16 protein-coding genes and 1 pseudogene are annotated in these 17,061 nt (G+C 35.6%); 16 read left to right on the top strand and 1 reads right to left on the bottom strand.

The genetic code is table 11. The annotated features are described in order from the left end of the window. The first annotated feature begins 1 nt into the window (after position 1). The 10 genes and pseudogenes from L4D12_RS18975 to L4D12_RS18930 form a co-directional block, all read left to right on the top strand. Positions 2-1,057, top strand: a complete 1,056-nt coding sequence (locus tag L4D12_RS18975) for an N-acetylneuraminate synthase family protein (RefSeq protein WP_428449404.1) — start codon at positions 2-4, stop codon at positions 1,055-1,057. Further along, positions 1,057-1,758, top strand: a complete 702-nt coding sequence (locus tag L4D12_RS18970; protein ID WP_428449403.1) for an acylneuraminate cytidylyltransferase family protein — start codon at positions 1,057-1,059, stop codon at positions 1,756-1,758. The genes L4D12_RS18975 and L4D12_RS18970 overlap by 1 nt, the downstream gene beginning before the upstream one ends. Further along, a complete protein-coding gene (locus L4D12_RS18965; RefSeq protein ID WP_428449402.1) occupies positions 1,733-2,761 on the top strand; it encodes a nucleotidyltransferase family protein in 1,029 nt (342 codons plus the stop codon). The genes L4D12_RS18970 and L4D12_RS18965 overlap by 26 nt, the downstream gene beginning before the upstream one ends. A 489-nt stretch (positions 2,762-3,250) precedes the next feature. Further along, entirely contained in the window at positions 3,251-4,462 is a 1,212-nt protein-coding gene (locus L4D12_RS18960; RefSeq protein WP_428449401.1) for an oligosaccharide flippase family protein, read from the top strand. Continuing rightward, positions 4,452-5,651 (top strand): glycosyltransferase family 4 protein, encoded by a 1,200-nt coding sequence (locus tag L4D12_RS18955; protein ID WP_428449400.1) that lies wholly within the window; start codon positions 4,452-4,454, stop codon positions 5,649-5,651. The genes L4D12_RS18960 and L4D12_RS18955 overlap by 11 nt, the downstream gene beginning before the upstream one ends. Then, entirely contained in the window at positions 5,638-6,900 is a 1,263-nt protein-coding gene (locus tag L4D12_RS18950; RefSeq protein ID WP_428449399.1) for a protoporphyrinogen/coproporphyrinogen oxidase, read from the top strand. The genes L4D12_RS18955 and L4D12_RS18950 overlap by 14 nt, the downstream gene beginning before the upstream one ends. Beyond that, positions 6,897-7,655 (top strand): glycosyltransferase family 2 protein, encoded by a 759-nt coding sequence (locus L4D12_RS18945; RefSeq protein ID WP_428449398.1) that lies wholly within the window; start codon positions 6,897-6,899, stop codon positions 7,653-7,655. Before L4D12_RS18950 ends, L4D12_RS18945 begins: the two co-directional genes overlap by 4 nt. A 56-nt stretch (positions 7,656-7,711) precedes the next feature. Further along, a complete protein-coding gene (locus tag L4D12_RS18940; protein ID WP_428449397.1) occupies positions 7,712-8,743 on the top strand; it encodes a hypothetical protein in 1,032 nt (343 codons plus the stop codon). Between the two features lies 1 nt (position 8,744). Then, positions 8,745-10,118: an O-antigen polysaccharide polymerase Wzy gene (wzy, locus tag L4D12_RS18935; protein ID WP_428449396.1), complete on the top strand. Its 1,374-nt coding sequence runs from the start codon at positions 8,745-8,747 to the stop codon at positions 10,116-10,118. 230 nt (positions 10,119-10,348) lie between these two features. Next, a pseudogene (locus tag L4D12_RS18930) lies at positions 10,349-10,521 on the top strand (ISAs1 family transposase); the annotation flags it as partial. On the opposite strand, the gene L4D12_RS18925 reads toward L4D12_RS18930, so the two are convergent. Next, positions 10,471-10,656, bottom strand: coding sequence for a hypothetical protein (locus L4D12_RS18925; protein WP_428449395.1), 186 nt, complete (start codon positions 10,654-10,656; stop codon positions 10,471-10,473). The pseudogene L4D12_RS18930 and the gene L4D12_RS18925 overlap by 51 nt on opposite strands. Before the next feature lie 138 nt (positions 10,657-10,794). Between L4D12_RS18925 and galU the strand changes: the two genes are divergently transcribed. The 6 genes from galU to L4D12_RS18895 all read left to right on the top strand — a co-directional run bounded on the left by galU (position 10,795) and on the right by L4D12_RS18895 (position 16,813). Next, positions 10,795-11,715 carry a UTP--glucose-1-phosphate uridylyltransferase GalU gene (galU, locus tag L4D12_RS18920; protein ID WP_428449394.1) on the top strand — a complete coding sequence of 307 codons (921 nt, stop codon included), beginning with the start codon at positions 10,795-10,797 and terminating at the stop codon, positions 11,713-11,715. 126 nt (positions 11,716-11,841) lie between these two features. Next, complete coding sequence (wecA, locus tag L4D12_RS18915) at positions 11,842-12,951, top strand: UDP-N-acetylglucosamine--undecaprenyl-phosphate N-acetylglucosaminephosphotransferase (protein ID WP_428449393.1); 1,110 nt, start codon at positions 11,842-11,844, stop codon at positions 12,949-12,951. A 218-nt stretch (positions 12,952-13,169) separates the two neighbouring features. After that, positions 13,170-13,586 (top strand): HI0074 family nucleotidyltransferase substrate-binding subunit, encoded by a 417-nt coding sequence (locus tag L4D12_RS18910; RefSeq protein ID WP_428449392.1) that lies wholly within the window; start codon positions 13,170-13,172, stop codon positions 13,584-13,586. Beyond that, positions 13,579-13,890, top strand: a complete 312-nt coding sequence (locus tag L4D12_RS18905; RefSeq protein ID WP_428449453.1) for a nucleotidyltransferase family protein — start codon at positions 13,579-13,581, stop codon at positions 13,888-13,890. The genes L4D12_RS18910 and L4D12_RS18905 overlap by 8 nt, the downstream gene beginning before the upstream one ends. 167 nt (positions 13,891-14,057) lie before the next feature. Next, on the top strand, positions 14,058-15,479 hold the full coding sequence (locus tag L4D12_RS18900) for an MBL fold metallo-hydrolase RNA specificity domain-containing protein (protein ID WP_428449391.1): 1,422 nt from the start codon (positions 14,058-14,060) through the stop codon (positions 15,477-15,479). 167 nt (positions 15,480-15,646) lie between these two features. Beyond that, entirely contained in the window at positions 15,647-16,813 is a 1,167-nt protein-coding gene (locus L4D12_RS18895) for a nucleotide sugar dehydrogenase (protein ID WP_428449390.1), read from the top strand. Positions 16,814-17,061: the final 248 nt, after the last annotated feature.

Below are 17,061 nucleotides of genomic sequence, written 5' to 3'. Positions count from 1 at the left end.
TATGAAGATAACAGAAAAGAAAGAAGTTTTTAATTTTGGCAAACCGTATATTATTGCGGAGCTAGGCTCTAACCACAATGGTGATATGGAGTTAGCAAAAAAGCTGATCATCGAAGCAAAAGAAGCAGGCGCTGATTGCGTTAAGTTCCAAAGTTGGTCTAAAGATACGATCTTTGCCAAGAAAAAATATGAAGATAATTACTTTATTGCTGATGACTATCGAGATCGTAATGACTTTACTTTAGAAGAGGTTGTTGAAGCATATTCGATATCTGAGTCTGAATTATTAGAAATGAAGTCATTCGCCGATAAAGTTGGGATTAACTGTACGTCTACACCATTTAGCAAGAAGGAAGCAGACTTTCTCGTAGATGCACTTGATACACCATTTATAAAAGTTGCGTCTATGGACCTCAACAATTTGCCATTTTTGGATTATTTGGCAAGAAAAGGCAAGCCGATGGTGATATCAACAGGCCTGAGTGAAATGTATGAGATCGATAAAGCGGTTAAATGTATTGAAGCAGCGGGAAATATGAACATAGCGATCCTACACTGCGTTTCAACTTACCCTCCTGTAGATACAGATGTTAATCTAAACAATATGAAAACTCTCATGAGCACATATCCAGAATATTGTGTAGGATTTTCAGATCATACGATTGGTACTGAAATACCTCTTGCCTCAGCTGCAATGGGCGCATGTATTATTGAGAAGCACTTCACGCTTGATAAAAATATGGAAGGTTGGGATCATAAAGTTTCAGCTAATAAAGAAGAACTTACTGCGATTGTTCAAGGTGTCAAGCGTATCAATGATGCATTAGGGAGTTTGCGTATTTCTGCTCCAGAAACCGATGAGAAAAAAGCTGAATTCCGACGCAGTATTGTTTTGAGTCGAGCAATGAGTAAAGGTGATGTCATTACTTGCGAAGATGTTGATTATAAGCGTCCAGGTAGTGGTATTCCCCCTGAGTTAACTGATTTCATAGTGGGTATGACAGTTAATAAAGACCTTGAATATGATCACATTCTAACTAAGGATGATCTTATTTAATGATTGCAATTATACCAGCACGAGGTGGATCAAAGGGATTACCTGGTAAAAATATTAAATTAATTAATGGAAAGCCGCTAATTGCCTATACGATAGAAGCTGCTCTCCAGTCAAAATATATTACTGATGTAATTGTATCTACTGACGATAATGAAATTTATAAAACAGCATTAAAATTTGGTGTGAAAGATACCTTTTTGCGACCAAAGGAATTAGCACAAGATGATTCTTTCGCAATCGACAATTATAATTATACAATAGATAGACTTAGAAATGAGTTTGGTATGTCAATTGATGCATTTATTGTATTACAACCAACATCGCCTCTGAGAAATGTATCTGATATTGATAATGCAATTGAATTGTTTTTTGAAAAAAATGCTGATTCTGTAATTAGTTATACTGAAGAACAGCACCCTGTTGTATGGCATAAATATATTAATAATATTGGAAAGTTAGAAAATATATTTAACGATGATTTTTTGAAAAATAGACAAGAAATAAGAACGTCATATTATCCTAATGGTGCAATTTATTTGTTCAAATCAGATTTAATCAAAAGTGGTCGATATTATTCTAATAACACATACCCATTTTTAATGCCAAGAAGTAGATCTGTTGACATAGATACGATAGAAGATTTTGAATATGCAAGATTTTTAATGAAGGGAAGAAATGAATTACACCTTTTTACTGAATAAAGACAGCACCTTACGACAAGCTATTAAAGCTCTAGATGATGGAGGTATAGGTTTTCTAGCTTTTATTGATATAGATAACAAGTTAAAAGGAATATTAACGGATGGTGACATACGGCGTGCGATCCTTAACAAAGAAGATGATTTATTTGATATAATAAATAAAAAACCTGTAACTATGTCGATCGATTCAGAGAGGCCGGATATAATAGCAAAGCTTAAAAGCCTTCATCGACGTCATATGCCTCTAGTTGATAATGATAATACACTAATTTCTGTGTTTTCATTAGATGATATTGAATTTGTTTCAAAAGAAAATACTGTAGTTATTATGGCTGGAGGTTTGGGTAGTCGGCTTGGAGATTTAACAAAAAAAATTCCTAAACCAATGTTACCTATTAGTGGTAAGCCAATGCTGCAACATCTATTAGAATCATTTAGAGATCAAGGTTTTTTTAAATTCATAATTTGTGTTAATTACAAGAAAGATATTATAATTGACCATTTTGGGAATGGGGATTCATTCTCTGTTAGTATAGAATATATTGATGAAAATATAAGAATGGGAACTGCTGGTGCTCTTAGTTTGATTAAAAGTATAAAGGATAAATCTTTTTTTGTCATTAATGCTGATGTTTTAACTAATATGGATTTTACTCTTTTTTTAGAATATCATGAGAAAGAAAAAGCTTTTGCATCTATGGCTGTTAGAGCTTATGAACATGAGATTCCTTTTGGTGTAGTAGAGTCAAATATAGATAATTGTATTAGAGGAATTACTGAAAAACCATCTGTGAAATTTAATGTAAATGCAGGCGTTTATATACTAGATCCGCGTTGTTTGGATCTTGTTCCCAAAAATGAATTTTATGATATGCCAACATTTTTCACAGATCTAGTAAATGATAATTTCAAGTGTAAAATTTATCATATTAATGACTATTGGATTGATATAGGTCGAAAAGAAGAACTTATCCGGGCTGAGCAAGATTTTCAAATTTTATGACGTCAATAAGGAAAATATCACAAGGATGTTTAGTGTAGAAAATCATAAATAGTTTTTTATCATATGGTTATTTTTTATTGTGCAATATTTTCTGATTAAATCTTTTTAAATCATTAATTTTCATATTGTACTTCAGTATGTTGTTAAGTGTTAAGTAATTAATTGTGGGAGATAATTATACTACGTCTATTGCTTAAAGGTTCTGAGTTTAAAATCTAGCGTTCTCATTATCATCAAACAAATAATGTGAATTAAGTTGTTTTGATGTATAGCTATATAGTCTGATTAAAGTTAGTATTTAAATCATTATTTTACTTAATATAATAGATATTATATGACTACAAATTGTAGTCGTTGCTATCATGTAAAATCACCGCTATTCTCTAATGGGTTAGTTGGTGATGAGATAACAAAGTATTTTAAATTTCTTTTAAGTGTGAAAATTATTTTGACTCGATCAGAGAACATTGAATATTTGGAGTTGATTATTTGTTTCTATTGAATTTGAATTTTCTATTAATATACAATGTGACAAATATAGTCGCCCCGATAATACTGGTTCCAATACTTGTTTCCATGTTAGGTATGGAGAAATATGGTTCGTTAATATTTTTACAAACAATTATTTCTTATGTTTTACTATTGGTTACGTTTGGGTTTAACATATCGGCTGTTAGATGTTATAGTCAAATAAAAGAAAACGATAGAAAAAGGGAATATTATTCATCCGTGTTAATTGCGAGATGTGTTTTATACACTATTTCAATGTCTGTAGCAATTTTTATAACGTATGCATTAATGGGATTAGATAATGCAATTGTATTGTTTTTGCTATCTTATGTCTGTATACAAGAAATTTTCCTACCATTGTGGCTATATCAAGTTGAAGATAATGTAAAAATTGCCGCATACACGAATCTTATAGCTAAAATATCTATAATTATTCTTTCGGTGATCTTATTAAGAGATGATAATGCTTACTTTATTTATCCATTAATATCTTTTATTGTTACATTACTGAGTGTGTTTTATATTCAAGTTAACTTGAAACAGAGTGGAGTATATTTTACCAAAATCAGTTTTAATTCTATTAAAGAGTGCCTTGTTGAATCATGGCCTTTATTTTTAGCTAACTGTACACAGCTATATACGAGATTAAACAAAATTGTCCTTGGTGTTTTTGCTGGTTCTAATGCTGTAGCTATTTTTGACATTGGTGAAAAAATATTTTTATTAATGAAATTCCCATTTGGTATTATTTCTCAAGCTCTATTTCCACGGTTATCAAAGTCTTATGATAGTAAAATATTAACAAAAATAACCATTATTTTATTTTTGGTTGCTTTTGTTTTTTGTGTTGTAGCTATGATATTTGGAGGTTATCTTGTACATTTTATATCAGGTGGCGAAAGTACTGAATCAGTATATGTAATAAAAATTCTTAGCATATCGCTCTTTGCAATTGTCATAAATAATTGTTTTGGCGTTCAATATATAATAGTAAAAGGTAAAATAACTATTTATCGGAATGTTATTTTTGCTGGGGGTATGTTTTATGTCTTTGCTTTATTGTATTTAGTTTCGTTAAATAACATATCACCAATATCAGTTTCTTTGTTAATTGTCGCTGCTGAATTTTTTACAGCAGTGATTTTTACAATTTATATATTTAAAAGATGGAAATGTAAGTATGAAGCTTGATATTGTTTTTGGGGGATGGCTAACAGCTCATAATGGTGCTAGTAGTGTGATGAGGTGTTTAGATGATTCAAAAGAATCGTTTAACAATGAAAATATAGACTTAAATCTTTATAGCTTGGATTGCTGGGAACCTAGAAATTTTCAGCAAAGTAACGAGACTAAACGCAAGTCAATAGTTAAAAGTCTTATAGAAAACCTATCAATAAAATCATCAATATTTAGTTTTTTGTTGATATATTTACTAAATATTCGCCATTCAAAGCGGATAGTTAAATATTATAAGAGTACTGCGTCATCTCCTGATACTATATTGTTTCATGATATATATACATGCTATTATTTTTTAAAGGTTAACAAAGGTTTTATTGATAGGAAAAATATAATTGTTGTACTACATACAAATGGTGAAACATTTAGTATGTTATATCGTTACTATCCTAGAATAAAAAATTCAATTTTCAATGTTTATCTAAAGCATATTGAAAATTATGTGATTAATAACGTTGGTAAAATAGGATTTGTTTCAAAATCATCAAGAGACCTTTTTCTATCAAATCATGATAATGTTAAAAAGGATAACCTGTTTTATATCTACAATGGTATTGAAGATAACTATAATAAGGTCTGTGATCATATTGGGATTGATAAAATCAAGCTTGTTTTTGTCGGTACAATTAATGAAAGAAAAGGTCAGAGATTACTTATTGATGCAATTAATGACATGCCGAGTTGTTTACGAAAATTGTTCGACGTGACATTTGTAGGGGATGGGCCGCTTAAAAATTCAGAAGAAGAAAGAGTTAAAAAATACGGACTTGATAATATTAAATTTATAGGCGCAACTAATAATGTCCATTCATATTTGATTAAATCAGACGTTTTAGTCCTTTCAAGTTATGATGAAGGATTACCAATAGCAATAATAGAAGCTATGCGTGCTGGTTTACCTATAATTAGTACTAATGTTGGTGGTATTCCTGAAATGATTGATAATGAAATAAATGGATATTTAATCGAACCTTGTGAAAATGAATTAAAACAGGCTTTGATGTCCTATGCAAAGTTATCACGTGAAGCGAAGAAAAAAATGTCAAATGAATCACGTAAGACTTTTATGCATAAATTTTCTATTGAAAAAATGATTAATGGCTATAAGGATATAGTTAGGGGTAGTAATGAAAAAAGTTAAATATCTTGTTCTTGGTGGTGGCGTTACAGGTCTAGCTTTTGCTAATTTTATAGATAGTGATGATTATCTTGTTATTGAAAAAGAAAATAAATTTGGTGGTTATTGTAAAACAATAAAGAAAAATGGCTTTGTATGGGACTATGCGGGTCATTTTTTCCATTTTGCCAATGAAGAGATTAAGTCTTTTTTTGCAAATAAGATAGATAGTAGTGAAATTATACAGAGAGAAAAAATAACAAATATATATATAGAAAATAATCATATTGACTTTCCTTTTCAGAAGAATATACATCAGTTGGAAAAGGATAGCTTTATATATTGTTTATATCATTTATTCAATAGAATTGAAAAAAAGAAATATGTTTCATTTGAAGATATGTTGTATGGTAAATTTGGTAAAGGGATTACTGAATTGTTCCTCAAGCCATATAATGAAAAACTATATGCATGTTCTTTAGATACTTTAGATGTTGATGCTATGGGGCGATTTTTCCCATATGCTGACATTAAAGAAATCATAAATAATATGATTGTATCTCAAAACGATTCATACAATTCAAAATTTTTATACCCTCGTGGAGGTGCAGAAACGTTTGTAAATGCATTGTTGAGTGATCTTGATGAACGTAAGTTATGGAATGATTGTTCTGTAGTTTCTATTGATGTTGAAAATAAAATTGTATCTACTCATAATGGGAAAGTTGAATATCAATATTTAATTAATACGATACCTCTCAATCAATTTGTAGAGTTGGTAAATATTGATACTAATGGGAAAGAATCATTATCTTGCAACAAAGTTCTAGTATTAAATATTGGTTTTGATGGAAATAGTCCGGTTAATTCTCACTGGACATACTTTCCGGAAGATGAATATGTATTTTATAGAGTCGGCTTTTATAACAATATTCTCGATAATGAAAAGCGGATGAGTCTTTATGTTGAAATTGGACTAAAAGAAGATGAAAATGTAGATTTATCTTTTTACTTAGATCGTACATTAGAAGATCTTAAAAAGGCAGGAATAATAATAAACCATAATGTAGTTGCTTATGAGTTTCTTGTTTTGAATCCTGCTTATGTTCATGTTTCAAAAAACTCAGAAAGTTTCAAGGCTCTATTTAAAGAGAAACTTGTAAAAAGTGACATCTACACATTAGGACGATATGGTGATTGGAAATATTGTTCTATTGAAGATAATATTTCTGAATCTTTAAGTTTGAGTAAAGAGTTAAATGGTTACAAATGATGGAATTGATTTCAATAATAATGCCGGCTTTTAATGCGCAAAAATATATTTCCGACACGATTGAAAGTGTTATATCTCAAACGTATGATAATTGGGAGTTAATTATCGTAGATGATTGTTCCAGAGATAATACTAAAGATATTATTGAAAATTTTTGTTCCATTGATAATAGAATTCATTACTATATCAACGATAAAAACTCGGGTTCTGCATTTTCGAGAAATAAAGCCTTGGAGAAAGCGAAAGGGCGTTTCATTGCTTTTTTAGATGCAGATGATTTATGGGATAATGATTTTTTGAAATCCCAATTGTCTTTTCTAAATAAGTCTAATAGCCCTCTAGTTTTTTCATCATACCGTAGGATTGATGAATCCGGAAATAAAATATTAAAAGATTTTATAGTTCCAGGCATTGTTTGTTATGACGATTTGTTAAAAACCTGTTCTATATCTTGTTTAACTGCAGTTTATGATTGTGATAAGATTGGGAAACATTATTTTGACTCTTCACTTGGTAGTCTTCGTGATGATTATGCAATGTGGTTATCTATTCTAAAGAGCGGGATTGTTGCAACAGGAAATAGTAATGTTCTCGCCAGTTATAGAGTTTTTAGTCAGTCTACGACATCCAAAAAATATAAAATGATACCAAGACAATATGGTATTTATAGAAACGTGGAAAAGTTTGGACTTATGAAATCGTTATATTATACGTTTCATTGGTCAGTAAACGGACTTATTAAATATAAGAGATAAATATTTTTGAGTTGGCATTGCTGCTTATGTCAACTCTACTTATTTTGGAGTTACAGTTGAAACGTTTTATAATTATGTTATCAATGCGCAATAAGTTGTTTTCTTTTTCTTTAAATCATGTTGTTGGTTTTTTTTCAAAAAGCAAATATGAATATGAAGTGGATAGAAGGAAAAAAATTGAAATATTTAATTACAAAGAGTTAGTGAAGCCACTTCCATTCTATTATAGAGATTATATATTTGATAATAGTTTGTATGGGATAGATTTTGTTTTAAAAAGGTATTGTGGTGTTGATCAAAATATAAAGTTAAATGGATATATCGAACATGGGCTTTTTCTTGGAGACTTAGTGAAACAAGAACAATTATTTTGTTTTGTAAATAAAATAATAACTTTTTCATCAAATAGAACTCATCACTTAATTAATGGCGGCGTTAAGAAAAAGATAGTAGCTATTGGGTCTTATATTAATTATGCACAGTCTTTATTAGACAAAAAGCAGTTATCGATACTAAAAGATAGTTTAGGTAGGACACTGTTAGTTTTTCCAGTCCATTCTGGAAATTCAGTTAATTTAGAGTATAACTACAACGAAATGATATCAAGAATTGAAAAGGTTCGAATGGATGAAGGTGGGTTTGACAATGTGCTAATCTGTTTGTACTGGCTTGATTGTTATAAAGATGACATTTGTAACGCATACTTAAACAAAGGTTATAAAATTGTTACTGCTGGCCATAGGTTAGATAAGTATTTTTTAGATCGATTAAAATCAATCATTGAACTTTCAGACGCAACGTATTCTAACAAAGTTGGAACTCATGTAGGTTATTGTATATCAATGAATAAACCACATTTGGTGGATGAGCAGAAGATCAAAATAACATCTGGAAATAAAAAACATTTAAAAGCTTTTAATTCTGTTAGAAGCGATAAAAATGAACATAGCCAGAATGTAGAAATTGATGAAATTTCTGATTTCTGTTCTAGTATGGACTTAGATAGAAATAAAGATGCCCTTAAGTTATTTTGGGGTGATAATACTCTAACAAGAGTCGAACTTCATCGAGCATTATTTAGTAAATAAAATGACAAATCAAAAATTACTTAGTTTAAATTTATTTGCTTTTTTTATGTCTGCTACAATATTCTATATTGATGTGGATGGGAATTATCTTCAATTTTTTTTGATTGTTTTAATTATTCAATATGTAATAGTTATATCAGCTTCTTTGATTAAATACAATGTTTATAATTCTAGTAATTTATTTTTATACTCATTTTGTCTTTTTTTGCTTCCAATTCCATTTTTGGGTATTTTTGACAAAACAATAGTTATTAACCTTACAAAATATGCAAACTATAATGCTGATATAAAAGATATAATGAGTGTGATTTTTTCTATAAGTTTATTTATCTTTGCGTATGGATTGTCTGTAATTATTAGGAAGGGGGGGGCATGTAAAAAAAATGTAGAGTTATCAAAAAGAAGTGATAAAGCCTTCTATTTGCAAAAAATAGCGTTAATAATTATATTGTCGCTATCACCTTTTACAATTCTTAAGTTATATAATGATTTTTTAATAGTGAAAACACATGGTTATCTTTATCTTTATTCTGATTACCAAAAGTCATCATTTATACTGAGGTTTTCTTGGTATATTACAAAAGTTTTATTCCCTTTTTTATTAATCACTTATCTTTCTAAGAGGCAATTTTTCATTGTCTTTGTTTTTTTTGTTGTACTTAATGTCTTTGACTTTATGAAAGGTTCAAGAGGTTTGATATTACAGCCTTTATTTTTCTTTTTGTGGTATTATTATATTTTCATATCTCAAAAGAAACCAAAAGTAAATAATGCTTTACTTGTTGGACTTTCGGTTTTTATATTGTCATCTATAGTACTTGCTCTCCGAGGTGATTACTCAAGTATTTCATTCGATGAAATACCAGTAATGTTAGGTCTTTTCTTTACATCTCAAGGCGTGTCATTTTATGTTAATGTCTATTTTATGGAGTTAAAGGATGTTTTAATTAATCCGTCTAATTTTTATATTTTATCACCCATTTATGACTTTTTCCTTTCTTTTGTTACAGACGTCGGTCGTAATGTTGAATATGTTTCGAGTACTTTAAGTCTTGATCATAAATTAACTTATTCCTTAGCTCCTGGCTATTATGTAAATGGTAATGGCCTAGGAAGTAGTATTATTTCTGAAACATATGCTCTTGGTGGGTTAATTACTGTTTTCATTTCAGGTTTTTTTTTACACTATATTGTTCATAAGATTGAAGAGTACGTAAGGTCAGGTTCTATAATTCCAATTCTTTTTTCATGGTTCTGGATTCAGGCATTAATATGGTCTCCAAGAGGAAGTATTCTTAGTTTTGTTCTTCCATTTTTAATATGTGTTTGTTTTTATATGATAATGAGTTTTTTGCTTAATATTTGTCGCCGTTAGCCTAAAAATTTATTTTATAATTTATCTTAAGGATTTTACTCAAGTGGAGTGATAAGTTATAAAATGTCAAATTAATGTTTATTTTTAATCGTGGCTTTTTGTTAGTAATAAGCTATTGATAATAGATTTTCGATGCTATATTAGTTTTTCCAAAATTCATTTTTCTGTTTCAACCCGTTTATTCTAATTGTGTCAATATGATATAACGGCTATGGAATTGAATCGGCTATAGAGCGCATTGGTCAATACAAGTTCAGCTTCACTGAAGCTTGAAGTTGGAATGCGAGAAGATGAGTGCCGTATACGTTGAGACGAAGCGGGTGAGAATTTCGCTGTGGTTCGTCATTTAGCGTTAAATTTGCTTAATGCAGATAAAACGTTTAATGCTGGCACTCAACGGAAATAAATAAGAGCGGGAAGAAATAAAGCTTGCCTGTATGGGGTAAGGGGCTTCGTAATTTTTCTCTGGATGAACTGCATCATGGATGGAAACTATCTTAGTCAGGCTCTTTAAGCCTTTCGTGGTGGGGATGTTCATGCGGTTTCCGTGGGTATACACAAAATCATATTATTAAGTTGGTTAAAAATAGGCTTACTTCACAATGCTGAACCTTGAACCTTGAACCTTGAACCTTGAACCTTGAACCTTGAACCTTGAACCCCATATGGATATCTCATGGACAAAATCACCAAAGCCGTAATCCCCGTGGCAGGCCTCGGTACGCGTATGCTCCCCGCAACCAAAGCCATTCCAAAAGAAATGCTACCAATTGTTGATAAGCCGCTTATTCAATATATCGTCAATGAATGTGTGGCGGCGGGCATTAAAGAAATAGTGTTGGTAACTCACTCTTCAAAAAATGCTATCGAAAACCACTTTGATACCTCTTATGAGCTGGAAGCGACGCTGGAAAAGCGTGTTAAGCGCCAGTTGCTTGAAGAAGTGCAATCTATCTGTCCGAAAGATGTCACCATCATGCATGTCCGTCAGGGGCATGCGAAAGGGTTAGGTCATGCAGTATTGTGTGCCAAACCGCTTGTTGGTGATGCGCCGTTTGCCGTGGTATTACCTGATGTCATTTTGGATGAATATACGGCTGATCAACGTACTGAAAACCTTGCTGCTATGCTCGCTCGTTTTGAACAAACGGGTGCCAGCCAAATCATGGTTGAACCCGTGCCAATGAGCGAAGTGTCAAAGTACGGTGTGGTCGATTGCGGTGGGGCTGAGCTTGCTGCTGGTGAGTCTTGTGTTATGACGCGCATGGTAGAAAAGCCAGCGGTGGAAGAGGCTCCATCGAATTTAGCCGTTGTGGGGCGTTATGTGTTGTCCGCCAATATTTGGGATAAGTTGGCTATTACGCCTCTTGGTGCTGGCGATGAAATTCAGCTTACTGATGCCATTGATATGTTAATGCGCGAGGAAACCGTTGAAGCCTTCCACATGACGGGTAAATCCCATGACTGTGGTGACAAGTTGGGTTATCTCAAAGCGTTTGTGGAATATGGTCTGCGTCATCCTACCTTAGGTAAAGAATTTGAGGATTACCTACATTCTGTGATGGTTAGCGATAAATTATTGTCGCTAGTCAGCTAATATTTTAAATACTATTGCTTCATTGCTTCATTGCTTCATGTTTTACACGGATCGTGATTATCAATTGTTTGCTGTCGATTAATAATCTTACTTGTTCTATAAATTTAATCTTAATAAGAAATTATTATGACAACTACCGCATTTCTATTTGTTTTCGTTTTGTCATTCTGCAGTTTATTTATCTTTCGCAAAGTGGCAAAACGTATTGGCTTGGTTGATAAGCCCAATGCCCGTAAACTCCATCAAGGGGTTATTCCACTCGTCGGTGGAATATCTATATTTACCACTGTTTGCATCAGTTTTCTTATTTTTCTGCCAATAAGTGAAACGTTGGTTCTATTTTTAAGCTGTGCTTTTGTTCTCGTCGTCGTGGGGGCAATTGACGATTATTATGATATTAGCTTTAAATTGCGTTTATTAGTCCAAGCGGCGATTTCACTGGCGATGATCAACCTTGGTGACCACAGTTTACATAACTTGGGTTTCTTGATGGGCAGTGAAACCATTACGCTATCACCGATGGCCAGTGGGGTGATCACTATATTGGGTGTCATTGGTGCTATTAATGCGTTTAATATGGTTGATGGCATAGATGGCCTGCTCGGTGGGCTGGCCTCGGTGACATTCGGCGCGTTGGGCTTGGTATTTTACGCCAGTGGCAATGAGTACCTTGCGACGGTCTGTTTGTTAATTGTGACTGCCATGGTGCCATATATCATGCTCAACTTGGGGATACCGCTAGGGCGTCGCTTTAAGGTGTTCATGGGGGATGCCGGTAGTGTGTTTATTGGCTTTGCAGCAGTATGGATGTTGATCCGCGGTACGCAAGAGCCGGGTGTGTATGCGTTTCAACCGGTAACCGCATTATGGCTTATTGCGATCCCACTGATGGACATGGCAACCATCATGATCCGCCGTGTTCGTAAAGGCCATTCACCGTTTAAGCCGGATCGCGAGCATTTACATCACATTTGCCAGCGGATTGGTCTTTCTTCCGGTATGTCATTAGTGGTCATTTGCTCCATGGCATCGTTAATGGCGGCGATTGGTATTTGGGCTGATATGAATAATATTCGTGAGTCCATTATGTTTGTCAGTTTCTTGGCGGTGTTTGGCGTCTACTTTTTTGTTATTAGTCATATCTGGCGTATCGTTACGTTTATTCGTGAGCTATTCGGTAGTAATAAATCGAAGGTGTTTGGTGTAGAAGCGACTGAACCTGGTTCCGATAAGTAATTGTTGATAGTTAAGCATCAAACTGGCCCTCGTCTAGTTTGATGTTTATGACATGAATACAGCATGCGGTAGCTATATCATGAAATGCCGTCCCTTTTGAGGGGCGGCATTTTTGTTTTTGGGCTAAAAAGATCAACGCGATTGTGCTTATTCTGTGTGGATGTCGTAAAATGTCACTCGTGACAATGTATAACTAATCAACAAAAGAGATTATTGAGATGTCTTTAAATCCGCTGCGTTGGAAACAACGTTTAGAAAACCTGCAAAAAGCACATTTTCGCTTAACGAAGGCTTGTCGCCAAGAATCCTATAATGAGTTGGAGTTAGCGGGATTGATTCAAACCTTTGAGTTTTCATTTGAGCTCACCTGGAAAACGCTTAAAGATTTGCTTGAATTTGAAGGCTATGATGCGGCTTCTCCGCGCAGCGTGATCAGAACCGCTTTAGAAGCAAATCACCTGTCCGCTGAGCAGTGTGAAGTTTTGCTTGATGCATTAGGTAAGCGGAACTTGCTAACTCATACTTATGATGAAGAAAATGCATTGGAAGCGCAGGCATTGATTGTCAATGAATTTGAACCTGTTATCACCACTATTACTCATTATTTAACGGAGAAAAGCCTGCGTGATGAATAATCTACAAGTGGATAACGGCTTGAAAGAGAAACATCAGCAGCAAATTGTTGCAATATTAGCTCGTCATCCTCACGTGCATTCAGCGTGGTTATTCGGTTCAAGAGCGATGGGGACATTTAAACCAAACTCAGATATCGATCTGGTTGTCGCTGGGGAGTCTCTGGGTATAACGGATGTGGCTGATTTGTTGATGCAGATAGAGCAGACAACCATTCCATTTAAAGTTGATATGCTCATTAAACACAAAATTAAGAATGATAAGCTGCTTGAACACATTGAAACCTATGGTGTGCGATGGCTGTGAGCCGAATGTTATAAAACAGCGTTCTGCTACGTATGATCAATGACAATGATTTTGAGATTTCTGTTAGTGGGTATTTTCGTGAAGTGGGCCGTGCAAACCAGTAATTTCCTTTTTGCCCGTCGTGTATTTTGCCATGATGCATGCATTATTTTAACGAGGGAATTTACGTGCACATTACTCATCACGGTGCCTTTGAAGGGGTCACAGGATCATGTCATGAGCTTCGTTGGGGAAAGCACGGTGTTCTGGTTGATTGTGGCCTTTTTCAAGGGAGTGAGTCGAATAACTCACTGAATATTGAGTTTCCGGTTGAGCATATTCAAGCGCTGTTATTGACCCATTGCCATATCGATCATGTGGGGCGGATCCCATGGTTGTTGGCGGCGGGGTTTCGTGGCCCTATTTATGCCACTGAAGCGACAGCAGCCTTGCTGCCACTGATGCTCGATGACGGGTTAAAAATCCAGTTAAATTTGAATACGAGTCAACGTAACCAATTTCTGTCATTGGTAAACCGCTTGCTCAAACCCGTTCCATTTGATTGCCTTGCGCCGATTCCGCTGCCAAGCGGGGAGCGCATTAATGCCTATTTTCGTCAGGCTGGCCATATTTTGGGGTCGGCCTATATTGAATTGGAATTGCCTGATGGTCACATTGTGGTGTTCTCGGGGGATTTAGGGCCGTCAGAGACGCCGTTGCTGGTGGACCCGATCTCCCCGCGTAAGGTGGATACTCTGATCATTGAGAGTACCTATGGTGACCGTCAGCACGATAGAGTGAGGGACAGAGGTAGCCGCTTAGCTCGGGTAATAACGCGTTCTTTGCGTGATGGCGGGGCAATTCTAATTCCTGCATTTAGTGTGGGCCGCACTCAAGAGTTGCTATTTGATATCGAAACCCTGATGGCGGATGCCGCTATCATGCCGGTCTGTGAGGGGGCGACATCAGATAAGATCCAATGGCAGCGTTTACCCGTTATTTTAGATTCACCACTGGCGACGCAAATCACAGAACAGTACGATCTGTTCCAACGGTTGTGGACGAAAGAAGCCAAACAGAAAGTGCAGCTTGGCCGACATCCGTTATCCTTTTCTCAGTGTATTACGGTGGAGTCGCATCAAGAGCACATTGCCTTAGTAAATCGCATTAAATCCACCGGAGAGCCTGCGATTGTGATTGCGGCCAGTGGTATGTGTTCGGGGGGAAGGATCATGAATTATCTGGAAGCCTTGTTACCGGACTCTAGAACCGATGTCGTGTTTGTAGGGTATCAGGCCAAAGGCACATTGGGCCAGAATTTATTAACCGGGGCGAATAAGGTTGAGATTAATGGTCAGCGCGTTGCGGTGAAGGCTCGACGACATGAGCTCTCTGGTTATTCAGCCCATGCCGATCAAGCCGATTTGGTGCAGTTTGTTGCCAATATTGAGCAGGGACCATCGAAGATTCATATTGTTCATGGTGAGCATCGTGCACAAGCGGTGTTAGCTGATGCGTTAAGAAAAGTGAAGCCGCAAAGTAGCATCATGCTAGCCGCAGAACATCGGATGACTCTCGATGAAGGGCATGATTGCCTTGATCCTCATTAATGCGCACTGAACCGTTTGGGTATAAAGCTACTCTCAACTTCTGAACTGAGTTAGTATTTGTCATCAGTTAATATCATTATTAGTAAGATTTTATGCTCGTTTTGGGTGACTAGCCTAAAATAATGACTCGGCATATTTTTTTACTGATAGTTTTTTGAGGTTGAGTAATGAAAATTACTGTTGCAGGCACAGGGTATGTGGGCCTATCAAATGCAGTGCTTCTCTCGCAACATAATGAAGTTATTGCATTAGACATTATTCCGGAAAAAGTGGCGTTAATTAATCGTCGCTTATCCCCGATTGATGATAAAGAAATATCGGAATATCTGGCATCTAAATCATTGAACTTAAATGCGACGACCGATAAGGCGCTGGCTTATGACGGTGCGCAATTTGTTATTATTGCGACCCCGACAGATTATGATCCGGTCACTAACTATTTTAATACCTCATCGGTAGAAGCGGTCATTAAAGATGTACTGGCGATTAATCCTGATGCGGTGATGGTGATCAAATCAACCGTACCAGTGGGGTATACCCAGCGCATTAAAGAAGAATTTGGTTGTGCGAACATTATGTTCTCGCCTGAATTTTTACGTGAGGGGCGGGCGCTGTACGATAATCTTCATCCTTCTCGCATTATCGTTGGCGAAAAATCTGAACGTGCCGAGACATTTGCAAACTTGTTAATTCAAGGTGCCGTCAAAGACGATATTCCAGTTTTGTTTACCGAATCGACTGAAGCGGAAGCGGTGAAGTTGTTTTCTAATACCTATCTAGCGATGCGGGTTGCATACTTTAATGAATTGGATTCGTATGCGGAAGCCCATGGCCTCGACAGCCGCCAGATCATTGAAGGGGTCGGCTTAGACCCGCGTATTGGCAATCACTATAACAATCCATCATTTGGTTACGGCGGTTATTGTCTGCCGAAAGATACAAAGCAGTTATTAGCCAATTACCAGAAAGTGCCGAACAATATTATTGGCGCGATTGTTGACGCAAACCGTACCCGTAAAGACTTCATTGCGGATTCTATTATTGCGAAAAAACCTGAGGTTGTGGGTGTTTACCGCCTGATCATGAAAGCGGGCTCTGATAACTTCCGCGCCTCTTCGATTCAGGGGATCATGAAGCGTATCAAGGCGAAGGGCATTCCTGTGGTGGTCTATGAGCCAGTCTTGACGGAAGATGAGTTTTTCCAGTCAAAAGTGATCACTGATCTGGACGCGTTTAAGCAAATGTCGGATGTGATTCTGTCAAACCGTATGGCTGATGAACTAGAAGACGTTGCAGACAAAGTCTACACCCGAGACCTGTTTGGGGCGGATTAAGAGCGGTTAAGAGCAGGGTCGAGGAAGAGCGGGAAGAGCAGGGACTAGGGACGAGTAAGAGCGGAAGAGAAAAAGCGGATCTGTGGCCCTCGGTCCTATGGGAAGAGCGAAAAGAAGCTGCATTTTTCTTGACACTAGAACCCCGTCCCTCGAGCCTACTTACAGGACCACAGGACCACAGGACCACAGGACCACAGGACCACAGGACCACAGGACCACAGGACCACAGGACCACAGGACCACAGGAC

Source organism: Photobacterium nomapromontoriensis (assembly GCF_050336815.1).
GTDB classification, from domain to species: Bacteria; Pseudomonadota; Gammaproteobacteria; order Enterobacterales; family Vibrionaceae; genus Photobacterium; species Photobacterium nomapromontoriensis.
The sequence above is the reverse complement of the archived record's forward strand: the minus strand, read 5'-3'. Positions and strand labels throughout refer to the sequence as shown.